Source organism: Ligilactobacillus sp. MP3, assembly GCF_024436335.1.
Lineage (GTDB): Bacteria > Bacillota > Bacilli > Lactobacillales > Lactobacillaceae > Ligilactobacillus > Ligilactobacillus salivarius.
Genome location: NZ_JANFQI010000001.1, coordinates 24,933 through 43,049, shown reverse-complemented (window position 1 = coordinate 43,049; position 18,117 = coordinate 24,933). Strand labels below are relative to the sequence as shown.

Genomic DNA, 18,117 nt, shown 5'->3' with positions numbered 1-18,117 from the left:
ATATATGGTGTAGTTAGACTTGAATTTTTCTCTATATATTGTATACTAAATACACGAAGAAGTTACGGAGGTAGTTTTTATGAAATTAGATTTATTCACTAAAAACAATTGTATTCAATGTAAAATGACAAAAAAATTTTTAAAACAACATAACGTTGAGTTTAAAGAACACAACATTTCCGAAAATCCTGAATATATTGACTATTTAAAGAACAAGGGTTTCCAAGCTGTACCTGTGTTGGAAGAAAATGATTCCCCTATCGTAAATGGTTTCCGTCCAGACTTATTGAAGAAGTTGATTGCTCAATGAAAATAGTTTACTTCACGGTAACTGGACAAACAAAAAGATTTATCAAAAAATTAGGCAGCAACTATGAATATTTTGAAATAGATGCTGCCAATCCTTTTTTTGAAGTAAATGATCCCTTTGTATTAATTACACCTACTTATGATAAACAGATAACAGAACCCATAAATGACTTTTTAGAGTATCAAAATAATAGTCATTATCTTAAAGGAATTGTTGGAACTGGTAATCGTAACTTTGCTGAATTATTTATCTTTACAGCAAAGAATCTATCTTACGAATATCACGTTCCATTAATTTATGCATTTGAATTTAATGGAACTCCTACTGATGTTTCAAATTTTAAGAAAGCGGTGAAGGAACTTGAGTCTAAAGGACATTGATATTAGTAAAGTTACTTACTTTGATTTAAATAATGAAATAAATATTCCTGTAAATGGTCAAATCCAATTAGGAAAAGATAAAGAGGCTCTTGAAGCCTTTTTAAATGAAAATGTTAAGCCTAATACTAAACAATTTTCTTCGATTAAGGAACGAATTAATTATTTAATTCAAAATAACTACTATGAAGAAGAATTTATTTCTAAATATTCATTTGAATTTATCGAAAAATTATATGATTACCTAAAAAAAGAAGATTTTCATTTTAAAACTTTTATGGCAGCATATAAATTTTATGCTCAGTACGCTTTAAAAACTGACGATAATGCCTACTATTTAGAAAACTTTATAGATAGAGTTGCTACTAACGCTCTTTATTTTGGTGATGGAGATGAAAAATTAGCTTTAGAATTAGCCGATGAATTAATCCATCAAAGATATCAACCTGCTACTCCAAGTTTCTTGAATGCCGGTCGTAAACGTCGTGGAGAACTGGTATCTTGTTTCTTAATCCAAATGACTGATGACATGAATTCAATCGGAAGAAATATTAATTCTGCCCTACAATTATCACGTATTGGCGGTGGTGTTGGTATTAATCTTTCCAATTTACGCGGTGCTGGTGCTCCTATTAAAGGAATTCATGGAGCTGCATCTGGTGTCGTTCCTGTTATGAAGTTACTTGAAGATAGCTTTACATATTCAAACCAACTTGGTCAACGTCAAGGTGCTGGTGCTGTTTATTTAAATGTCTTCCATCCTGATATAGAAGCATTTTTATCTGCTAAAAAAGAAAATGCTGATGAAAAAATTCGTGTAAAGACCCTTTCATTAGGATTAGTAGTTCCAGATAAATACTACGAATTAGTAGCTAAAAATGAAGACATGTATCTTTTTGATCCTTGGGGAGTTGAACGTGTTTACCACAAACCATTTTCTTATGTGGATATCACTAAAGAATATGATAATATGGTTGCTAATCCAAATATTCCTAAGAAAGTTATTAAAGCTCGTGATTTAGAAGAACAAATTTCTAAGTTACAACAAGAATCTGGATATCCTTATGTTATTAACATAGATACTGCTAATAGAGTAAATCCTATTTCTGGAAAAATTGTTATGAGTAATTTATGTTCCGAAATTTTACAAGTTCAACGTGCTTCAGTAATTAATAATCGTCAAGAATATGAAGTTCTAGGGACAGATATTAGTTGTAACTTAGGTTCTACTAATATTGTTAATCTTATGGCATCACCTAACTTCGGTAAATCTGTTGAAGTTATGACTAGAGCTTTAACTTTTGTTACTGATAAATCGGATATTGATGTTGTTCCATCAATCCAACATGGAAATCGATTAGCTCATACTATCGGTTTAGGTGCTATGGGGTTACATGCTTACCTTGCTAAAAATCAAATTGAATATGGATCACCTGAAGCTCTTGAATTTACTAGTGTATATTTCATGTTACTAAACTATTGGACTTTAGTAGCTTCAAACAAAATTGCAAAAGAAAGAAAAGTTACTTTTGATAATTTTGAAAATAGTAAATATGCTGACGGTAGTTACTTTGATACTTATTTAAATCAAGAATTTGCACCAAAAAATGCACGTGTTAAAGAATTATTTGATGGTATCTTTATACCTACAAAATCTGACTGGACTAGTCTTAAAGAAAATGTTATGAAATACGGCTTATATCATCAAAACAGATTAGCTGTAGCACCTAATGGCTCTATTTCATATATCAATGACACAACAGCTAGTCTACACCCTATCATCAATAGAATTGAAGAACGTCAAGAAAGAAAAATTGGAAAGATTTACTATCCTGCACCTTACTTGTCAAATGAAACTTTACCTTATTACAAATCAGCATACGATACTGATATGCGTAAAGTTATCGATACTTATGCAGCAGCTCAACAACATGTTGATCAAGGTATGAGTTTAACATTATTTATGCGTTCAACAATTCCAGCAGGTTTATATGAGTGGAAGAATGGAAGAACTGATAAAATGACAACTAGAGATTTATCTATTCTTCGCAATTATGCACATTATAAAGGTGTTAAATCTATTTACTATGTACGTACTTTTACTGATGATGCATCTGAAGTTGGTGCAAATGAATGCGAAAGTTGTTCAATTTAGAAAGGAAGAATTAGATAATGACTAAATCATATACCGCTATTAATTGGAATGCTTTAGAAGATGAAATTGATAAAGCTACGTGGGAAAAACTTACTGAACAATTCTGGTTAGATACACGTATTCCTTTATCCAATGACTTATCTGATTGGCGTGAATTTAATGAAGATGACAAAGACGTCGTTGGTAAAGTATTCGGTGGTTTAACTTTATTAGATACACTTCAATCCCAAGATGGTATGTCTTCATTGAAGAAAGATGTTCGTACACAACACGAAGAAGCTGTTATGAATAACATTGAATTTATGGAATCAGTTCATGCTAAAAGTTATTCTTCAATTTTTTCTACATTAAATACTCCTAAGGAAATTGAAGAAATCTTTGATTGGACAAATTCTAATGAAATCTTGCAATATAAAGCTAATCGTATCAATGAAATTTATCAAAACGGTAGTCCTTTACAAAAGAAAGTTGCTTCTGTATTTTTAGAAACATTTTTATTTTATTCAGGATTCTATACTCCACTATATTGGTTAGGTCATAATAAATTAGCCAACGTAGCAGAAATTATTAAACTAATTCTTCGCGATGAATCGGTTCATGGTACTTACATTGGATATAAGTTTCAATTAGGCTTTAATGAACTATCTGATGATGAACAAGAAGAATTTACTTCTTGGATGTACGATTTGCTTTATGAGTTATACGAAAATGAAGAAAAATATACTCACTTACTTTATGACAAAGTTGGTTGGACTGATGATGTATTAGTTTTCCTTCGTTATAATGCTAATAAAGCATTAATGAACTTAGGTATGGATCCACTATTTGCTGATGGATATGCACAAAATGTTAATCCAGTCGTTATGAATGGTATTTCAACTTCTACATCTAACCATGACTTCTTCTCTCAAGTTGGTAATGGATATCTCCTTGGTGACGTTGAAGCAATGGAAGATTCTGATTACTTATTTAACTTTGATGATAACTCTGATAAATAGATAAATAAAAATATCCTCGTCAATCGATCTGAAAATTGACGAGGATATTTTTTATACTATATTAAATTAATAATTTTTATGACCAGAATCTTGAAAATGAAATCTCTCTTCTAAATTGTTCTCTTCTCTTACTATTAACAACGCTTGTTACTTCTAGCATTGTAGAGATAATTGAACTTCTCTTTCTATAAGCAGTATACTTAGGCAACCAATAACTGACATATTTATCTTTGTAATCTCTTAAGCCTTGGAAACCATAAAATGAATATCCATACTCATAAATAAAATGTGCAGCTCTTTCTTCAATAAAACTATACTGAGAAGTCCCTACATTAGCTAATGGTGCCATTCCCATATCAAAACGTTCATAACCATTTTCTTTACCATACTCAAATAAGGTAATGAAAATTTTATCCATTATTCCAGAAGGGGCTTGCTTACTATGTCTCATTAAGTCTATTGATAAAGTCTTATCATCCATAGGCATCATTGAAGCAAATGCAACAATTTTATTATCAGCATCTTTAATAATACTTATATTAGCTTGATTTAGGTAATATTCATCAAAAAAACCCAATGAAAAGCCCTTCTCTAACTGACCATCTAACCAACTGTCAGAAACTTGTTTTAACTCTTGAATCAACTCTTTAGAAAACGGAGGTTCTATCATTTCAAAAGTATATCCTTCACGCTCGAATTTGTTGATTAATGCCCTCTCACCACGTTTTTTCTTACCTGACAGTGAAAAGTCCTTCAAAGTTACATATCCTTCTTCACCATTCTTTATAAAGTCAAAGCCTAAATCATGTAACAACATGGTTAATTTAGAATTTATTTCATAGAAAACTAATTCATAGCCATAGTAATCTGCTTGTGTCATTAGTTCCTTAATGGCATCTTTTAAATAATCCATATTTCCCACAGGTTCTCCCATAAAAATTAACTTGTCATTTTTCCTGCGATACATGAAATACATTATATCTTCACCATTAACTCTGTAATAATAAATATTTTTATCTCTTAAAAAGGCTAAATGACTAACTTCATTGCCAGAATAATTATCTATAATTTTTTTAATTCTCTTTTTATCGAAATTCATCTTTCTAAACGGATCAGTATCTGATGTAAAGCTAGTTATAATTATTAACATTATTATGCCAGCTAAAATCATTCCCATAAAACCTGACAACCATATTTGCTGTCCTTGAAAAATTAAAACTTCTGGTACTGGGATACTTTTATGTCCTATTGGTCTGAAATTCAAGAATCCAACTAACAAATACAACAAAAATGTTACTGTAAATATTCCACCATCTACAAACATTTTTCCAAATGAATAACGTAATTGTTCTCGATAAAGTTCTTTTCTTGAGAGGATCACACAAGCCATAATAAAGATTAAAAACCATGCTAAACCTGGAGTATAAACCCTCCATAAAGTATTAACAATTCCTATTCCTAAAACTATTATCGTTGGCCAAAATGATTTTTTAACTCTAGATTCAAAACCTCTACCCATTGCAATTAGCAAGAAAGCAAATATCACGTCTGTCATTTGATGTAAGAATAAAAATGTTAATGGATATAACTTGACCAGAATAAAGTTAGAAAAAGCAAAACTTGGAACAGCTGCTTCTATTAACATTATTATGCCAGATGCATACATAAAAATTGTAATTAATATATGAGCCGTTTTTTGTAATAATGCACTTGGAATACCATCGAAGTACTCATTCACTTTATTACCTAAAGTATGCACAAATAAAATAGTACCTACAAAAAATGGCACAATATAGTAAAATATACGGAAAAATAGCAACCATACAATTACATCGGCATTACCTATGCCTATACTTTCCATTCCTAGGATGATAAAAACATCAAATGAACCTAATCCACCAGGAACCATTGATATAACCCCAAAAACGGACGCAATAATATACAAAGCAAATATTTCAAGTATATTGAATTTTACCCCTAAAACTAATCCAATATATATGAAAAATAGACCTGCGCCTGCCCATTCCAAACAAGAACCCATTATTAAAAATAGTTCTTTTTTTAACGTAAGATCACCAAAGAAGGCATTGTTTTTGAATTTAGTAATGCTAAATAACAATGGAAAATACAGACCCCCACCGACTAACCAAATCCAATATTTAGTTAACCCTACACCTATATGTAAACCAAAGATTATAAATAACGATACCCAGCAATATATTGATAATCCTGCTAATAAAAATAGAGCAATCTTAGATATAGCATACAAAACCTGTTTTTTACTAGATTTTTTACCATAAAAACTAGCCCTTAATGTAGCTCCTAATATCCCCCCAAAACCTGCAATATTAGTGAAAGTATTTGTTATCCAACCACTCTTTAAAATATATTTCCAATTAAACTTTTCTGATAAAAAAGAAGTTATCGAAATATCATAAATCAGCATTGGAGTAACAGAAAACATTCCTAGAATTAGCATCATAATAATTGAAAAAATTGACTGACTAAGCAAGCCATCACTAACCTGATTCCAGTCAACATCCCTAATAATTTTACTAATTTCCACTAAAACTAATATTAATACTGAAGCTACAAACATTAATTGTAAAATTGTGGATTTTTGTTTGATAAAATCCTTAACTTTTTTCATGTTACATCCTCCAATCCCTCTCTCTATTATCACTAATACGTAGTAATTAATCAAGATTGTAAAGGAAATTAAAAATTACTAAATCCTAAAGAAAATCATCACTATCTAACCAATACGGACGATTGTACTCGTTAAATGGAACTACTAATTCATTATTTGCCATTAACAATGGTATTTCTCCTTGTTTCGCCCATGAAATTATTGTTTCCTCTGGATAACCTAATTTACTAGCACACGCAGAAACAGTTATAGCTTCTTTTTTATGAAATATTTCATTTAATTTGTTTATATGCTCAATTCTACGTTTCTCATTTACATTTCTTTGATTATCCTCAGTGATTTTAACTATTGAAGTTCCATTCTCATCAAGGAGTGGAATATCTCCATCAATAGCCCATTTTTTTACAGTTTGATACGTATATCCCGTACCTTTAGCAGCTTGACTTATCGTATTATATTTTTCATCATTAAATGCTTGACGTAACTTCATTATATTTTGATTTCTTCTTTCGTTACTTGCATGAGCCATATTATCTAAAGTACTCACCTATTCCACCTTCTTTCCTGGATAAGATAATTACTTATATATGAAAAAAGAGACCAGTCGTTAAACTGATCTCTAAAAGTAAAATTAAAATAAATTATTTCAATGTTACCTTTGCGCCAACTTCTTCAAGTTTAGCCTTCAATTCTTCTGCTTCGTCCTTAGCAACGCCTTCTTTAATTACGGAAGGAGCACCATCAACTAAGCCCTTAGCATCTTTCAAACCAAGACCTGTGATATCCTTAACTGCCTTGATAACTTTAACTTTTGCAGAACCTGCATCTGTTAATTCAACATCAAATGAATCCTTTTCTGCAGCACCGTCTGCACCTGCAGCACCTGCAACTGCAACTGGAGCAGCAGCGGAAACACCAAATTCTTCTTCGATAGCTTTTACTAAGTCGTTTAATTCAAGAATGCTAGCTTCTTTTAAGTCAGCAATAATCTTTTCTGTATCTAATGCCATTTTATTTTCCTCCATACATAGATAAAATTCTTTTTTTGTTAATTGTAATTTATGCAACTAATAATTTAGAATTATGCTGCATCTTCGTCTTTGCTGTCAGCAACAGCTTTAACTGCATAAGCAAAGTTGCGAACTGGAGCTTGCAATACAGATAATAGCATTGAAAGTAATCCGTCGCGGTTTGGTAATTTAGCAAGAGCGTTGATTTCTTCAAGAGAAGCAATCTTACCTTCGATCATACCACCTTTAATTTCTAAAGCTTCATGATCCTCTGCAAATTTAGCCATAATACGAGCAGGTGCAGTGATGTCTTCACCACCAAATGCAACAGCAGTAGGGCCAGAGAATGTATCATCTAAACCTTCATAACCTGCCTTGTCAGCTGCACGCTTCAAGAATGTATTCTTGATAACACGCATTTCTACACCAGCTTCACGAAGTTGCTTACGTAAATCAGTAACTTCTTCAACAGTTAAGCCACGGTAGTCAACAACTACAGCAGAAGAAGCACTTTGGAATTTTTCAAAAACTTCTTCAACGATAGCAGCTTTCTTTGCGATAATTTCCTTACTCATTATTAATTCACCTCCTAGTCATTGTGTCAAAAGCTTTTTATAAATAAAAAGCTCTATGTCCACACCAAGACACAGAGAGAGATACGTTTACTCCTCGGCAGGCATAAATTTAAGGCGTTAGCCACCTGAGTCTTAGGTAGAATTATTAACTTGACCTTTAATAGGTTACCATAGCCTATTATAAGTGTCAAGAAAAAATAATAAAAAAGTGAGAAGAATTTATCTTCCCACCTCATTATTTAAATTAAAGTGCTGTTGTATCTAATGTAACACTTGGTCCAAATGTAGAAGCAACAGAAACATGCTTGATGTAAACACCTTTAACAGATGCAGGACGAGCCTTAGCAATTACATCATAAACAGCTTTGAAGTTACCTTCAAGTGCTTCTTCTGTAAATGATACTTTACCCAATGGAACATGTACGTTACCGTCACGGTCTGTACGGTATGTAACTTGTCCAGACTTAGCATCTGTAACAGCCTTTGTTACATCCATTGTAACTGTACCAGTCTTAGGGTTTGGCATTAAGCCTTTAGGTCCCAATACACGACCTAAACGACCAACTTGTGCCATCATATCTGGTGTTGCAATAGCAACATCAAAGTCCAACCAACCGTCTTGGATACGTGCAACTAAGTCGTCGTCACCAACAACGTCTGCGCCTGCATCCTTAGCTTCTTGTGCTTTTGCACCTTTAGCAAATACAACAACTGTTTGATCTTTACCAGTACCATTTGGTAAAACCATAGCACCACGTAATTGTTGATCAGCTTGTTTTGTATCAACGTTTAAGTTGAATGCAACTTCGATAGTAGCATCAAAGTTTGCAAAATCAATCTTCTTTACTAAGCCAAATGCTTCAGAAGCATTGTACAACTTGCCTTCTTCAACTTGCTTAGCAGCTTCTAAATACTTTTTACTTTTTTTCTTAGCCATTAGTGAAATTTCCTCCTTGCAATATGTGGTCTATCGGATAAACCTCCCACTTGATACATCTACTTTCATAGAGTATCCGTCTGAGAAGCGTGGCCGTAGAAATTAGTCTTCTACAACAAAGCCCATGCTTCGTGCAGTACCTTCAATCATGCGCATTGCAGCTTCAACGTCTGCAGCGTTTAGATCTTGCATCTTTGTTTCTGCGATTTCCTTAACTTGATCTTTAGTTACAGTAGCAACTTTCTTCATGTTAGGTTCGCCAGATCCCTTTTCTACACCAGCAGCTTTTTTAAGTAATACAGCAGCAGGTGGTGTCTTTGTAACGAAGTCGAATGAACGATCTTCGTATACACTAATCACAACAGGAATGATCATACCAGCTTGATCTGCTGTACGAGCATTGAATTCCTTTGTGAATCCCATAATGTTGATACCTGCTTGACCTAATGCAGGACCAACTGGTGGAGCTGGAGTTGCTTTTCCAGCAGGAATTTGTAATTTAACAACGTTTACTACGTTCTTTGCCACGGTAAAAACCTCCTCTTTCCGTGTGTGGTACGGATGGCTATAAAAAATTTAGCCTCCCACTTGTATGATAAAAATCATACTTATGAATTATATCATTTGTATTTCATCCATGCAAGTATTTATTATACTAATTTATCTACTTGATCATAATTCAATTCAGCTGCTGTTTCGCGGCCAAACATATCAATATCAACTTTTAATTTCATCTTTTCAGTATCAATTTCTGTAATCTTACCAACTAAACCAGAAAATGCACCATCAATAATAGTAACTGCATCCCCTACTTCAGCATCAAAGTTAGAATGACGTGAACTAATTCCTAATTCATGTAGAATATGATTAATTTCTTCATCTAATAGTGGTGCTGGCTTACTTCCTGATCCATGTGAACCTACAAATCCAGTTACGCCAGGAGTATTTCTAACAACATACCATGATTGATCAGTCATTACCATTTCTACTAATACATATCCTGGGAATGTTTTTAATTTTTCTACTTTTTCTTTCCCTGTTTTAGTAGTTTCATGCTTTTCTTCTTCAGGAACAACTACTCTAAAAATGTAATCTTCCATCCCCATTGAAGTTGCTCTTGATTCTAAATTTTCTTTAACCTTGTTTTCGTATCCTGCATAAGTATGTAAAACATACCATTTCTTTTCAACTGATTCTACTGTATGTGCCATTTTTCCATTCCTTTCTAAATTTATTGAAAATAAAAAAGCCTCCACGAATCCCGGGGCTTTCTTTCGTAATTATAGCAAATGTTTTCTTTTATTGCTAGATATAATATCAAATAACTATACAAGTAATGATAAGGCTGATTGAATAACCCAGTCCACAACGGCAAAAAAGCCTATAAATAGCAATGAAGAAATAATAACAGTAGTTGTATCCCTTCTTGTTTCCTTTGCATTCAACCATGTTGTATCTTTCATAGTTTTAATAACATTCTTTAGAAACTTCAATTAAATCACTCCTCAGCAATTACTTTGTCTCTCTGTGTAACGTATGCTTACCACAATACTTACAAAACTTTTGTACTTCTAGTCTTTCTGTACGATTTGGATTTTCAGTAATTGTATAATTACGTGAACCACATTCAGAACAAGCAAGTGCTACTTTTTTCTTATTAGCCATAAATTACTCCTTTACACTGAATCAAATAAACTCTATCATGATATATCCTAAAATGTCAATCACACTATTTTTCTTTTCCCATTAATTTATCCCGATACTCAGCTAATTTTTCTAATTGATCATCATTCCAAGTTAAACGTCTTGCGGCTTTTTGATTTTGATATATCTTTGCCTGTTGTCTAACCTCTTTTTTGGATCTTTTTATTTCCTGATATAATTCCCACGCTGGAAGTCTCAATGCTCCTTGAGAAAAAATTGTCCATTGTTCAGCTTGATCACTTGTTGCTACTCTTACCTGTGTCAATGGTGTTTGTAATCTTCCAGCCAATGATTCAATATAAGTATCTGCTGTTTGATCTTCCGCTGTCCATACAACTTGTAAATCATATTGTTCATATTGTTTAGTCATACCAGGTACATACATCGCATCAAATACTACAATAATTTCAGTATTAGCCTGTTTACGATAATTAGATAATATTTTCAAAAGTAAATCCCTAGCATCCTCTAGTCTATCACTTTTCTTTAATTTATCTAATTGAGGCCAATTTCCTATCATGTTATATGCATCAACAATCAAGATATTTTTTTTCATACTAATTTCCTCTTGAAGTAAATCCTTGATATATTAACAGACTAGCAGCTACACTTGCATTTAAACTTTGAACATGTCCTATCATTGGGATAGTTAACATTTCATCGCAAGTTTTCTTCAAAAGTGGAGAAATCCCTTTACCTTCATTGCCTATTACCAAAGCTGTTGCTCCCTTAGCACTCCACTTTCTAAAATCAGTTCCTTCCATATCAGTTCCAAAAATCCATACTCCCTGTTCTTTTAATTCTTTAACAGTTTGCACTAAATTGGTAACTCTCACAACAGGTACATGTTCAATAGCACCTGTTGACGTTTTTGCCACAACTGAAGTCAACTGCACTGCACGTCTTTTGGGAATGATAATTCCGTGAACCCCTGCTGCATCTGCGGTTCTCATAATTGAACCTAAATTATGTGGATCTTCAATTCCATCTAAAATCAAGAAAAAAGGATCTTCATTTTTACTACGAGCTTTTTCAAACAAATCATCAATTGTAGCATAACTATATGATGCTATAGCAATCACTACACCTTGGTGATTTTGTCCATTTACTAAATTATCAAGTTTAGTTTTAGGGACTCTAGAAACTACTAACTTTCGGGCTTTAGCTAAAGTATATATTTCCTGAATAGCATCCGCCTTTAATCCTTCTTGAACAAAAACTTTATTAATATTGCTATCTTTCTTTTTTAAAGCCGCCATAGCAGGATGACGTCCAATAATAAAATCTTTTTGCTCTTCTTTCATTATTTCCCTTCTTTCTCTACTGTATTAATACACCAATCTGCTAATTCCTCTAATCTTTCGATTTGATCACTTAGATATAGATAACCAAATAATGCTTCGAAGCCTGTAGAAATTCTGTAAGTTACAACTGAAGTGTTTTTTGCAGAAGTATGACTTTTGGCATTTCTACCACGCTTAAAGAATTCTAACTCTTCATCATTCAAAACATTTTGCTCTTGCATTTTTTCGATTAAAAAAGCTTGTGACTTTGCAGATACATAATGCGTAGCCTTGTGATGTAGCTTTGTCGGTTTAGTTAAACCCTTAGCTAGTAAGTGTCTTCGAATATAAATTTCATAAATTGCATCGCCCATATATGCTAATGCAATCCCATTCATTTGATTATAGTCTACATCTTCTTTAATCATTTCTCTTCCACCTTGTACCTTGTGCTGTATCTTCTAAAATTATTCCTTGTTCTTTTAGTAGATCTCTTATTTCATCGCTACGTTTGAAGTTCTTATTTTTTCTTGCTTCATTTCTTTCTTGGATAAGTTGCTCAATCGTATCATCTAACAATTCTTTTTCTTCATTAAAACTTATACCAAAAATTTCTACGACTTTCTTATAAGTGTTAATTAAGTTATTAATAGTATCAGTATATACCTTTTCTTTTTCTGAATAGACATTTAGTTGTTTAGCCATTTCATAAACAACAGAAATCCCATTTTGTACATTAAAATCATCATCCATAACTTTAACAAAATCTTTTTCAAGATTAGCAAAATTAGATTCTACTTCTTTATCGTTTCCTTCTACACTATCTTTTAAACGATAACTTAAGTTTTCATAAGCTGTCTGCAATTTATTTAAATTGACTTTTGCTTCATCTAAATTAGCAGAACTATATCGGATAGGTCGACGATATTGTGTTGTTGACATAAAGAATCTAATAACTTGAGGGTTTACTTTCTTTAGTAAATCATGTACTGTTACAAAATTTCCTAAAGATTTACTCATTTTTTGATCTTCTTCACCAATTGTTACAAATCCATTATGTAACCAATATCTAGCAAATTTTTTGCCAGTCTTTGCTTCACTTTGTGCAATCTCATTTTCATGGTGTGGGAATTCTAAATCTTGTCCTCCAGCATGAATATCTATTGTATCTCCTAAATATTTAGTAGACATTACTGAACATTCAATATGCCACCCTGGACGTCCTTGTCCCCAAGGAGAATCCCAAGATATTTCTCCTTGCTTTGCTTTTTTCCAAAGAGCGAAATCTAATGGATCTTGTTTTTTATCTTGATCGATATCTTCAACTCGACTGCTAGCACCTTGTTCTAGATCATCTATTAATTGTCCAGATAGTTTACCATAATCTTTAAACTTTCTAGTCTTATAATATACATCTCCAGCAGATTCATATGCATATCCCTTTTGCACTAAAACTTCAATAAACTTGATAATATCATCCATATTATCCATTACTCGAGGATTCAATGTAGCTTTCTTTACATTCAAAGCACTTGTATCTTCATAAAACGCATTAATAAATTTCTCAGTTATTTCTTTAACTGAAAGATTCATTTCTTGACTTGCTTTAATGATTTTATCGTCAACGTCTGTAAAATTCGAAACATAGTTTACTTCAAAACCACGATATTCTAAATAACGTCTGATTGTATCAAAAGCAACCGCACTTCTAGCATTACCAATATGAATATAGTTATACACTGTTGGGCCACAGACGTACATTGTCACTTTTCCAGGATTTAATGGTTCAAATTTTTCTTTTTGATTAGTTAATGTATTATACAATTGCAACATCTAATTCATCACTCCTAATCTATTAAAACGTAATAATATATCACAATTAACGTTTTTCTTAACTCTTAACTTAATAATAAAACATAAAACAAAAGGTTGCGACAAAAATATGCCTCAACCTTGTCTCATTTTAATTATACTATATCTACACGATTAGTTCATTTCTTCTAAAGTTTGCTTTAGATGTTTCAATGCCTTTTCACGACCTAATAATTCGATTGATGGTGCCAATTCTGGGCCATGCATTTCGCGTGTTGTTGCGATACGGATAGGCATGTAGAGTTTACGTCCCTTAATCTTTGTATCCTTTTGAATAGAACGAATTGTATTCTGAATTTCAACAGCATCAAAGATTGGTAAATCTTTAACACGTTCAGCAAATTCTTTTAGTACAATTGCAGCTGATTCATCAGCTAATTCTTTTTTAGCATCTTCACTTAAAACAGGTGGTTCATTAAAGAATACATCTGCCATTTCTACAATTTGTCCTGTATAAGACATTTGTTGTTTGTAAAGACTAATCAGCTTTCTAGCCCATTCAATTGTATAAGCATCTGGATCAGCTTGTACTTTACCAGCCTTAATTAATTGACGTAATGAAGAATCCATAATTTCATCTTCTTTAGCAGCCTTTACATATTGGTTATTAATCCATTCTAATTTCTTACCATCAAATGCTGCTGGAGATTTGCTCAAACGTTTTGCATCAAACATCTTGATGAATTCTTGTTTATTAAAGATTTCTGATTCGCCAACAGGAGACCAACCTAATAAGGTAATAAAGTTAAACATTGCATCAGGTAAGTAACCTAGTTCACGATATTGTTCTATAAATTGAAGCACTGTTTCGTCACGTTTACTTAACTTCTTACCAGTTTCAGTATTAATAATTAAGGACATATGACCAAATTCAGGTGCTTTCCAACCAAATGCTTCATATACAACTAATTGCTTTGGTGTATTAGCAACATGATCATCCCCACGTAATACATGAGTAATTTCCATTAAATGATCGTCTACTACAACAGCAAAGTTGTATGTAGGCATACCATCACGTTTTTGAATAACGAAATCTCCACCAATTGTGTCAGATAAGAAGCTAATCTTTCCCTTTACAATGTCATCCCATTCGTATGTCTTGTTGTGTGGCACACGAATACGAACAACTGGTTTTAATCCCTTAGCACGTGCTTCATCTTGAGCCTTCTTGATTTCTTCTTTAGACATGCCTTCATATTCATAGACATAGCGAGGAGCTTCTCCTCTAGCTTTTTGTTCTTCACGTTGAGCTTGTAATTCTTCCTCTGTCATGAATGATTCATAAGCTAAATCTTTATCTAATAATTCTTGAATTAATGGCTTGTAAATATCTTTTCTTTCAGATTGACGATATGGTCCGTACTTACCTGGCTTATCAGGACCTTCATCCCAATCAATACCAAGCCACTCCAAGTTATCCATTTGGCTCTTTTCACCATCTGCAATATTACGCTTTGTATCAGTATCTTCGATTCTTAATACAAAAGTTCCTTTATTATGTCTTGCAAATAAATAGTTAAATAAAGCTGTTCTTGCGTTACCAATATGCAAATGTCCAGTTGGACTTGGAGCATAACGTACACGTATCTTGTTTTTTGCCACTTTAAAGCACTTCTTTCTTTAATAATTATCTATTAATAACATTATGATTATAGGAATAATATCATAACTCATACTCTTACCATTCTACAATGATTACTGTAAAAAATAAACTATTCCATGGTATTTATTCTTAGTTTTTCTCACGTAATTCTCTTTTAGAATGTGTTGGCTTTGCAAAAATCATTCTTCCAGCATCCGTCTGCAATGCACTAGTTACTTCTACCTCAATAGGTTTATTAAGGTAATAACGTCCATCTTCAACCACTATCATTGTTCCATCATCTAAGTATGCAACACCTTGTTGTCTTTCTGTACCATTTTTTATAACTGTAACGGTTAATTTTTCCCCTGGAATAACACGTGGTTTTAATGATTTAGCCAAAGCATTTACATTTAAAACTTGTACATTTTGAAATTCACTAACTTTATTTAGATTGTAATCATTTGTTACTATGACTGCATCTAAAACCTTTGCTAATTTTATAAGCTTACTGTCAACTTCTTTTATATCTTCAAAATCTCCCTCATACATTTTTACAGGAACAATTTTTTCTGAACGTAGTTTATTTAGAATGTCCAAACCTCTACGTCCTCTAACTCGTTTAATACTATCTCCTGAGTCAGCAATATATTGAAGTTCATATAATACAAAATTAGGAACTACTAATGTACCTTCAATGAAACCAGTTTTTGCTAGATCATAAATTCTCCCATCTATCAAAATGTTAGTATCTAACAACTTGTATTTGTGGAAATTTTCGCCAACTTTTCTTTCTAAAATCTGAGCTTTATCATCTTCCACTTTTCTTTGTCGTAAATTAAATAATCTCTTTAAATTTCCAAAGCCTTCTTTCCCAACAACGTATCCCAGATACCCTAATAAAATCATTAATACAATCGGCAAAATGGTATTGATGAAGAATACATGTGATCGATTAAATATCGTTGAAATTAAAGCTGCTACAATTAATCCCACTGTGATTGACAAGCTCGTTGAAATAATTACTTCGGGCTTTTGTCTAATCAAATTTTTCTCTATTTTTATGATTACTCGCTCAATAGCATCTATTAAGAAAATCGCTAGTATCTCCATAATAATCAAACCAATAATAGCATTAACCAACCCATTAGTTAACCAGCGATTACTTCCAAGTCCTATCAAGCTCCATAGCTCTGGTAGAAATGTATATCCTGCACCTACACCTAAAATAGCTAATATTAATCCTATGATTCTTTTTCGCATTTAAGCACATCCTTTCTATCAATTTTTAACTAAAAATTAGTTTTAATGCTTGATTTAGTGTACTTACGCCTACTACTTCAATCTCTTTTGGAGGCATCCAACCATCTAAGTTGTTCTTTGGTAAAAATACTCGCTTAAATCCTAGCTTAGCAGCCTCAACAACACGCTGTTCAATACGATTAACTCGTCTTATTTCACCAGTTAATCCCACTTCCCCTATAAAACAGTCAGTTGGTCTTGTTTCTGCATCGCGATAACTAGAAACTAAACTAACAGCAATGGCTAAATCTATTGCTGGCTCATCTAACTTCACTCCACCAGCAGCCTTCAAATAAGCATCCTGATTTTGCAATAACAAACCAGCTCTTTTTTCAAGTACTGCCATCAGTAATGCAACTCGATTGTGATCTAAACCAGTTGTTGTTCGCTTAGCATTTCCAAATGCAGTCGGTGTTACTAGTGCTTGTAATTCTACCAATATGGGTCTAGTTCCTTCAAGAGAAGCAACGACAGCTGATCCCGTAGCTCCTTTTAATCTTTCTTCTAGAAAAATTTCTGATGGATTAGCAACTTCGCTTAATCCTCCATTTTTCATTTCAAAGATTCCAATTTCATTAGTTGAACCAAATCTATTTTTAACAGCTCGTAAAATTCTAAATGTTCTATGTTGATCTCCCTCAAAATAAAGAACAGTATCTACCATGTGTTCTAAAATTTTAGGCCCTGCAATTGCTCCACCTTTAGTAACATGTCCTACAACAAAGACAGTTATCCCATTAGTTTTCGCAATTTGCATCAAATCTCCAGTTACTTCTCTAATTTGAGAAACACTTCCAACTGCGGCTGTCATTTCTGGCTCCTGCATTGTCTGCACCGAATCGATTACAACAAAATCAGGCTTTAAAAGTTCAATATTTTTTCTAATACTATCCATATCTGTTTCAGGATATAAATATAGCTCAGTTCCATGAACTCCTAAACGATCCGCACGTAATTTAATTTGAGTTGCACTTTCTTCCCCAGAAACATAAAGAACCTTTTTCCCGAGAGTAGATAATTGTCCAGAAACTTGTAGTAATAATGTAGACTTGCCAATACCTGGATCTCCACCAATTAACACTAAAGATCCGGGAACAATTCCGCCACCTAAAACACGATTCAATTCTTCTAAATTAGTTTTAAATCTTGGAGTTTCTACAGTAGAAACATCATCAATTAATTTAGGTTTCACTGTTGTACCAGAGATACTAACTCTAGGTTGTGCTTTAGTTGGACTTTCCTTTTTCTCTATTTCCTCTACCAAGCTATTCCAAGAACCACAATTAGGGCAACGTCCTAAATAACGTGGAGAGATATATTCACAATTTTGACAAACATATCTTGTCTTAGTTTTCGCCAATA

Annotated in this window: 20 protein-coding genes and 1 other annotated feature; of the genes, 4 read left to right on the top strand and 16 right to left on the bottom strand. The window is 32.8% G+C overall.

Annotated elements, in window-relative coordinates; translation table 11 throughout:
- Window positions 1–79 precede the first annotated feature (79 nt).
- From nrdH to nrdF, 4 genes are read left to right on the top strand one after another with little or no spacing between them, the layout of a single operon-like run.
- The gene (gene nrdH / locus NOU10_RS00265) at window positions 80–310 is read left to right on the top strand and encodes a glutaredoxin-like protein NrdH (RefSeq protein ID WP_255905734.1); all 231 of its coding nucleotides are present in this window, start codon (window positions 80–82) and stop codon (window positions 308–310) included.
- Window positions 307–690 carry a class Ib ribonucleoside-diphosphate reductase assembly flavoprotein NrdI gene (gene nrdI / locus NOU10_RS00260; protein ID WP_003700671.1) on the top strand — a complete coding sequence of 128 codons (384 nt, stop codon included), beginning with the start codon at window positions 307–309 and terminating at the stop codon, window positions 688–690. The genes nrdH and nrdI overlap by 4 nt, the downstream gene beginning before the upstream one ends.
- Window positions 671–2,842: a class 1b ribonucleoside-diphosphate reductase subunit alpha gene (gene nrdE / locus NOU10_RS00255; RefSeq protein ID WP_003703365.1), complete on the top strand. Its 2,172-nt coding sequence runs from the start codon at window positions 671–673 to the stop codon at window positions 2,840–2,842. Before nrdI ends, nrdE begins: the two co-directional genes overlap by 20 nt.
- Window positions 2,843–2,859: 17 nt before the next feature.
- Window positions 2,860–3,840, top strand: coding sequence for a class 1b ribonucleoside-diphosphate reductase subunit beta (gene nrdF / locus NOU10_RS00250; protein ID WP_003703371.1), 981 nt, complete (start codon window positions 2,860–2,862; stop codon window positions 3,838–3,840).
- A gap of 76 nt (window positions 3,841–3,916) precedes the next feature.
- Here the strand turns inward: nrdF and mprF are convergent, their stop codons facing one another.
- The 16 genes from mprF to radA form a co-directional block, all read right to left on the bottom strand.
- Complete coding sequence (mprF, locus tag NOU10_RS00245) at window positions 3,917–6,490, bottom strand: bifunctional lysylphosphatidylglycerol flippase/synthetase MprF (RefSeq protein WP_250200489.1); 2,574 nt, start codon at window positions 6,488–6,490, stop codon at window positions 3,917–3,919.
- A gap of 85 nt (window positions 6,491–6,575) precedes the next feature.
- On the bottom strand, window positions 6,576–7,037 hold the full coding sequence (locus NOU10_RS00240) for a hypothetical protein (RefSeq protein WP_250200490.1): 462 nt from the start codon (window positions 7,035–7,037) through the stop codon (window positions 6,576–6,578).
- 94 nt (window positions 7,038–7,131) lie between these two features.
- On the bottom strand, window positions 7,132–7,500 hold the full coding sequence (gene rplL / locus NOU10_RS00235; RefSeq protein WP_003702605.1) for a 50S ribosomal protein L7/L12: 369 nt from the start codon (window positions 7,498–7,500) through the stop codon (window positions 7,132–7,134).
- Window positions 7,501–7,571: 71 nt separating this feature from the next.
- On the bottom strand, window positions 7,572–8,075 hold the full coding sequence (gene rplJ, locus NOU10_RS00230; protein WP_003706514.1) for a 50S ribosomal protein L10: 504 nt from the start codon (window positions 8,073–8,075) through the stop codon (window positions 7,572–7,574).
- A gap of 35 nt (window positions 8,076–8,110) precedes the next feature.
- Window positions 8,111–8,230, bottom strand: a sequence feature (ribosomal protein L10 leader region).
- An 89-nt stretch (window positions 8,231–8,319) separates the two neighbouring features.
- On the bottom strand, window positions 8,320–9,012 hold the full coding sequence (gene rplA, locus NOU10_RS00225) for a 50S ribosomal protein L1 (protein WP_003700678.1): 693 nt from the start codon (window positions 9,010–9,012) through the stop codon (window positions 8,320–8,322).
- A 102-nt stretch (window positions 9,013–9,114) separates the two neighbouring features.
- A complete protein-coding gene (gene rplK / locus NOU10_RS00220; RefSeq protein ID WP_003700679.1) occupies window positions 9,115–9,540 on the bottom strand; it encodes a 50S ribosomal protein L11 in 426 nt (141 codons plus the stop codon).
- Window positions 9,541–9,662: 122 nt separating this feature from the next.
- The gene (gene nusG, locus NOU10_RS00215) at window positions 9,663–10,223 is read right to left on the bottom strand and encodes a transcription termination/antitermination protein NusG (RefSeq protein ID WP_003702631.1); all 561 of its coding nucleotides are present in this window, start codon (window positions 10,221–10,223) and stop codon (window positions 9,663–9,665) included.
- A gap of 114 nt (window positions 10,224–10,337) precedes the next feature.
- Complete coding sequence (gene secE / locus NOU10_RS00210) at window positions 10,338–10,505, bottom strand: preprotein translocase subunit SecE (RefSeq protein ID WP_003700681.1); 168 nt, start codon at window positions 10,503–10,505, stop codon at window positions 10,338–10,340.
- A gap of 19 nt (window positions 10,506–10,524) precedes the next feature.
- The gene (gene rpmG, locus NOU10_RS00205) at window positions 10,525–10,677 is read right to left on the bottom strand and encodes a 50S ribosomal protein L33 (RefSeq protein WP_003700682.1); all 153 of its coding nucleotides are present in this window, start codon (window positions 10,675–10,677) and stop codon (window positions 10,525–10,527) included.
- Between the two features lie 64 nt (window positions 10,678–10,741).
- Window positions 10,742–11,272 (bottom strand): NYN domain-containing protein, encoded by a 531-nt coding sequence (locus NOU10_RS00200; RefSeq protein ID WP_003700683.1) that lies wholly within the window; start codon window positions 11,270–11,272, stop codon window positions 10,742–10,744.
- 1 nt (window position 11,273) lies between these two features.
- A complete protein-coding gene (gene rlmB / locus NOU10_RS00195; protein ID WP_160944266.1) occupies window positions 11,274–12,020 on the bottom strand; it encodes a 23S rRNA (guanosine(2251)-2'-O)-methyltransferase RlmB in 747 nt (248 codons plus the stop codon).
- On the bottom strand, window positions 12,020–12,427 hold the full coding sequence (locus NOU10_RS00190) for a Mini-ribonuclease 3 (RefSeq protein WP_255905733.1): 408 nt from the start codon (window positions 12,425–12,427) through the stop codon (window positions 12,020–12,022). The genes rlmB and NOU10_RS00190 overlap by 1 nt, the downstream gene beginning before the upstream one ends.
- A complete protein-coding gene (cysS, locus tag NOU10_RS00185; protein ID WP_250200493.1) occupies window positions 12,420–13,832 on the bottom strand; it encodes a cysteine--tRNA ligase in 1,413 nt (470 codons plus the stop codon). Before cysS ends, NOU10_RS00190 begins: the two co-directional genes overlap by 8 nt.
- A 153-nt stretch (window positions 13,833–13,985) precedes the next feature.
- A complete protein-coding gene (gltX, locus tag NOU10_RS00180) occupies window positions 13,986–15,473 on the bottom strand; it encodes a glutamate--tRNA ligase (RefSeq protein ID WP_003700687.1) in 1,488 nt (495 codons plus the stop codon).
- 130 nt (window positions 15,474–15,603) lie between these two features.
- The gene (locus NOU10_RS00175) at window positions 15,604–16,716 is read right to left on the bottom strand and encodes a PIN/TRAM domain-containing protein (protein WP_003700688.1); all 1,113 of its coding nucleotides are present in this window, start codon (window positions 16,714–16,716) and stop codon (window positions 15,604–15,606) included.
- A gap of 25 nt (window positions 16,717–16,741) precedes the next feature.
- Window positions 16,742–18,115 (bottom strand): DNA repair protein RadA, encoded by a 1,374-nt coding sequence (gene radA / locus NOU10_RS00170; RefSeq protein ID WP_250200494.1) that lies wholly within the window; start codon window positions 18,113–18,115, stop codon window positions 16,742–16,744.
- Between the last annotated feature and the right edge of the window lie 2 nt (window positions 18,116–18,117).

Bases quoted from the DNA above. Each gene is read 5' to 3' on its own strand.
- NOU10_RS00200 (WP_003700683.1), bottom strand. From the start codon at position 11,272: ATGAAAAAAAATATCTTGATTGTTGATGCATATAACATGATAGGAAAT.
- mprF (WP_250200489.1), bottom strand. From the start codon at position 6,490: ATGAAAAAAGTTAAGGATTTTATCAAACAAAAATCCACAATTTTACAA.
- nrdI (WP_003700671.1), top strand. From the start codon at position 307: ATGAAAATAGTTTACTTCACGGTAACTGGACAAACAAAAAGATTTATC.
- rlmB (WP_160944266.1), bottom strand. From the start codon at position 12,020: ATGAAAGAAGAGCAAAAAGATTTTATTATTGGACGTCATCCTGCTATG.
- cysS (WP_250200493.1), bottom strand. From the start codon at position 13,832: ATGTTGCAATTGTATAATACATTAACTAATCAAAAAGAAAAATTTGAA.
- nusG (WP_003702631.1), bottom strand. From the start codon at position 10,223: ATGGCACATACAGTAGAATCAGTTGAAAAGAAATGGTATGTTTTACAT.
- rplL (WP_003702605.1), bottom strand. From the start codon at position 7,500: ATGGCATTAGATACAGAAAAGATTATTGCTGACTTAAAAGAAGCTAGC.
- rplJ (WP_003706514.1), bottom strand. From the start codon at position 8,075: ATGAGTAAGGAAATTATCGCAAAGAAAGCTGCTATCGTTGAAGAAGTT.
- nrdH (WP_255905734.1), top strand. From the start codon at position 80: ATGAAATTAGATTTATTCACTAAAAACAATTGTATTCAATGTAAAATG.
- rpmG (WP_003700682.1), bottom strand. From the start codon at position 10,677: ATGGCTAATAAGAAAAAAGTAGCACTTGCTTGTTCTGAATGTGGTTCA.
- nrdF (WP_003703371.1), top strand. From the start codon at position 2,860: ATGACTAAATCATATACCGCTATTAATTGGAATGCTTTAGAAGATGAA.
- NOU10_RS00175 (WP_003700688.1), bottom strand. From the start codon at position 16,716: ATGCGAAAAAGAATCATAGGATTAATATTAGCTATTTTAGGTGTAGGT.
- rplA (WP_003700678.1), bottom strand. From the start codon at position 9,012: ATGGCTAAGAAAAAAAGTAAAAAGTATTTAGAAGCTGCTAAGCAAGTT.
- NOU10_RS00190 (WP_255905733.1), bottom strand. From the start codon at position 12,427: ATGATTAAAGAAGATGTAGACTATAATCAAATGAATGGGATTGCATTA.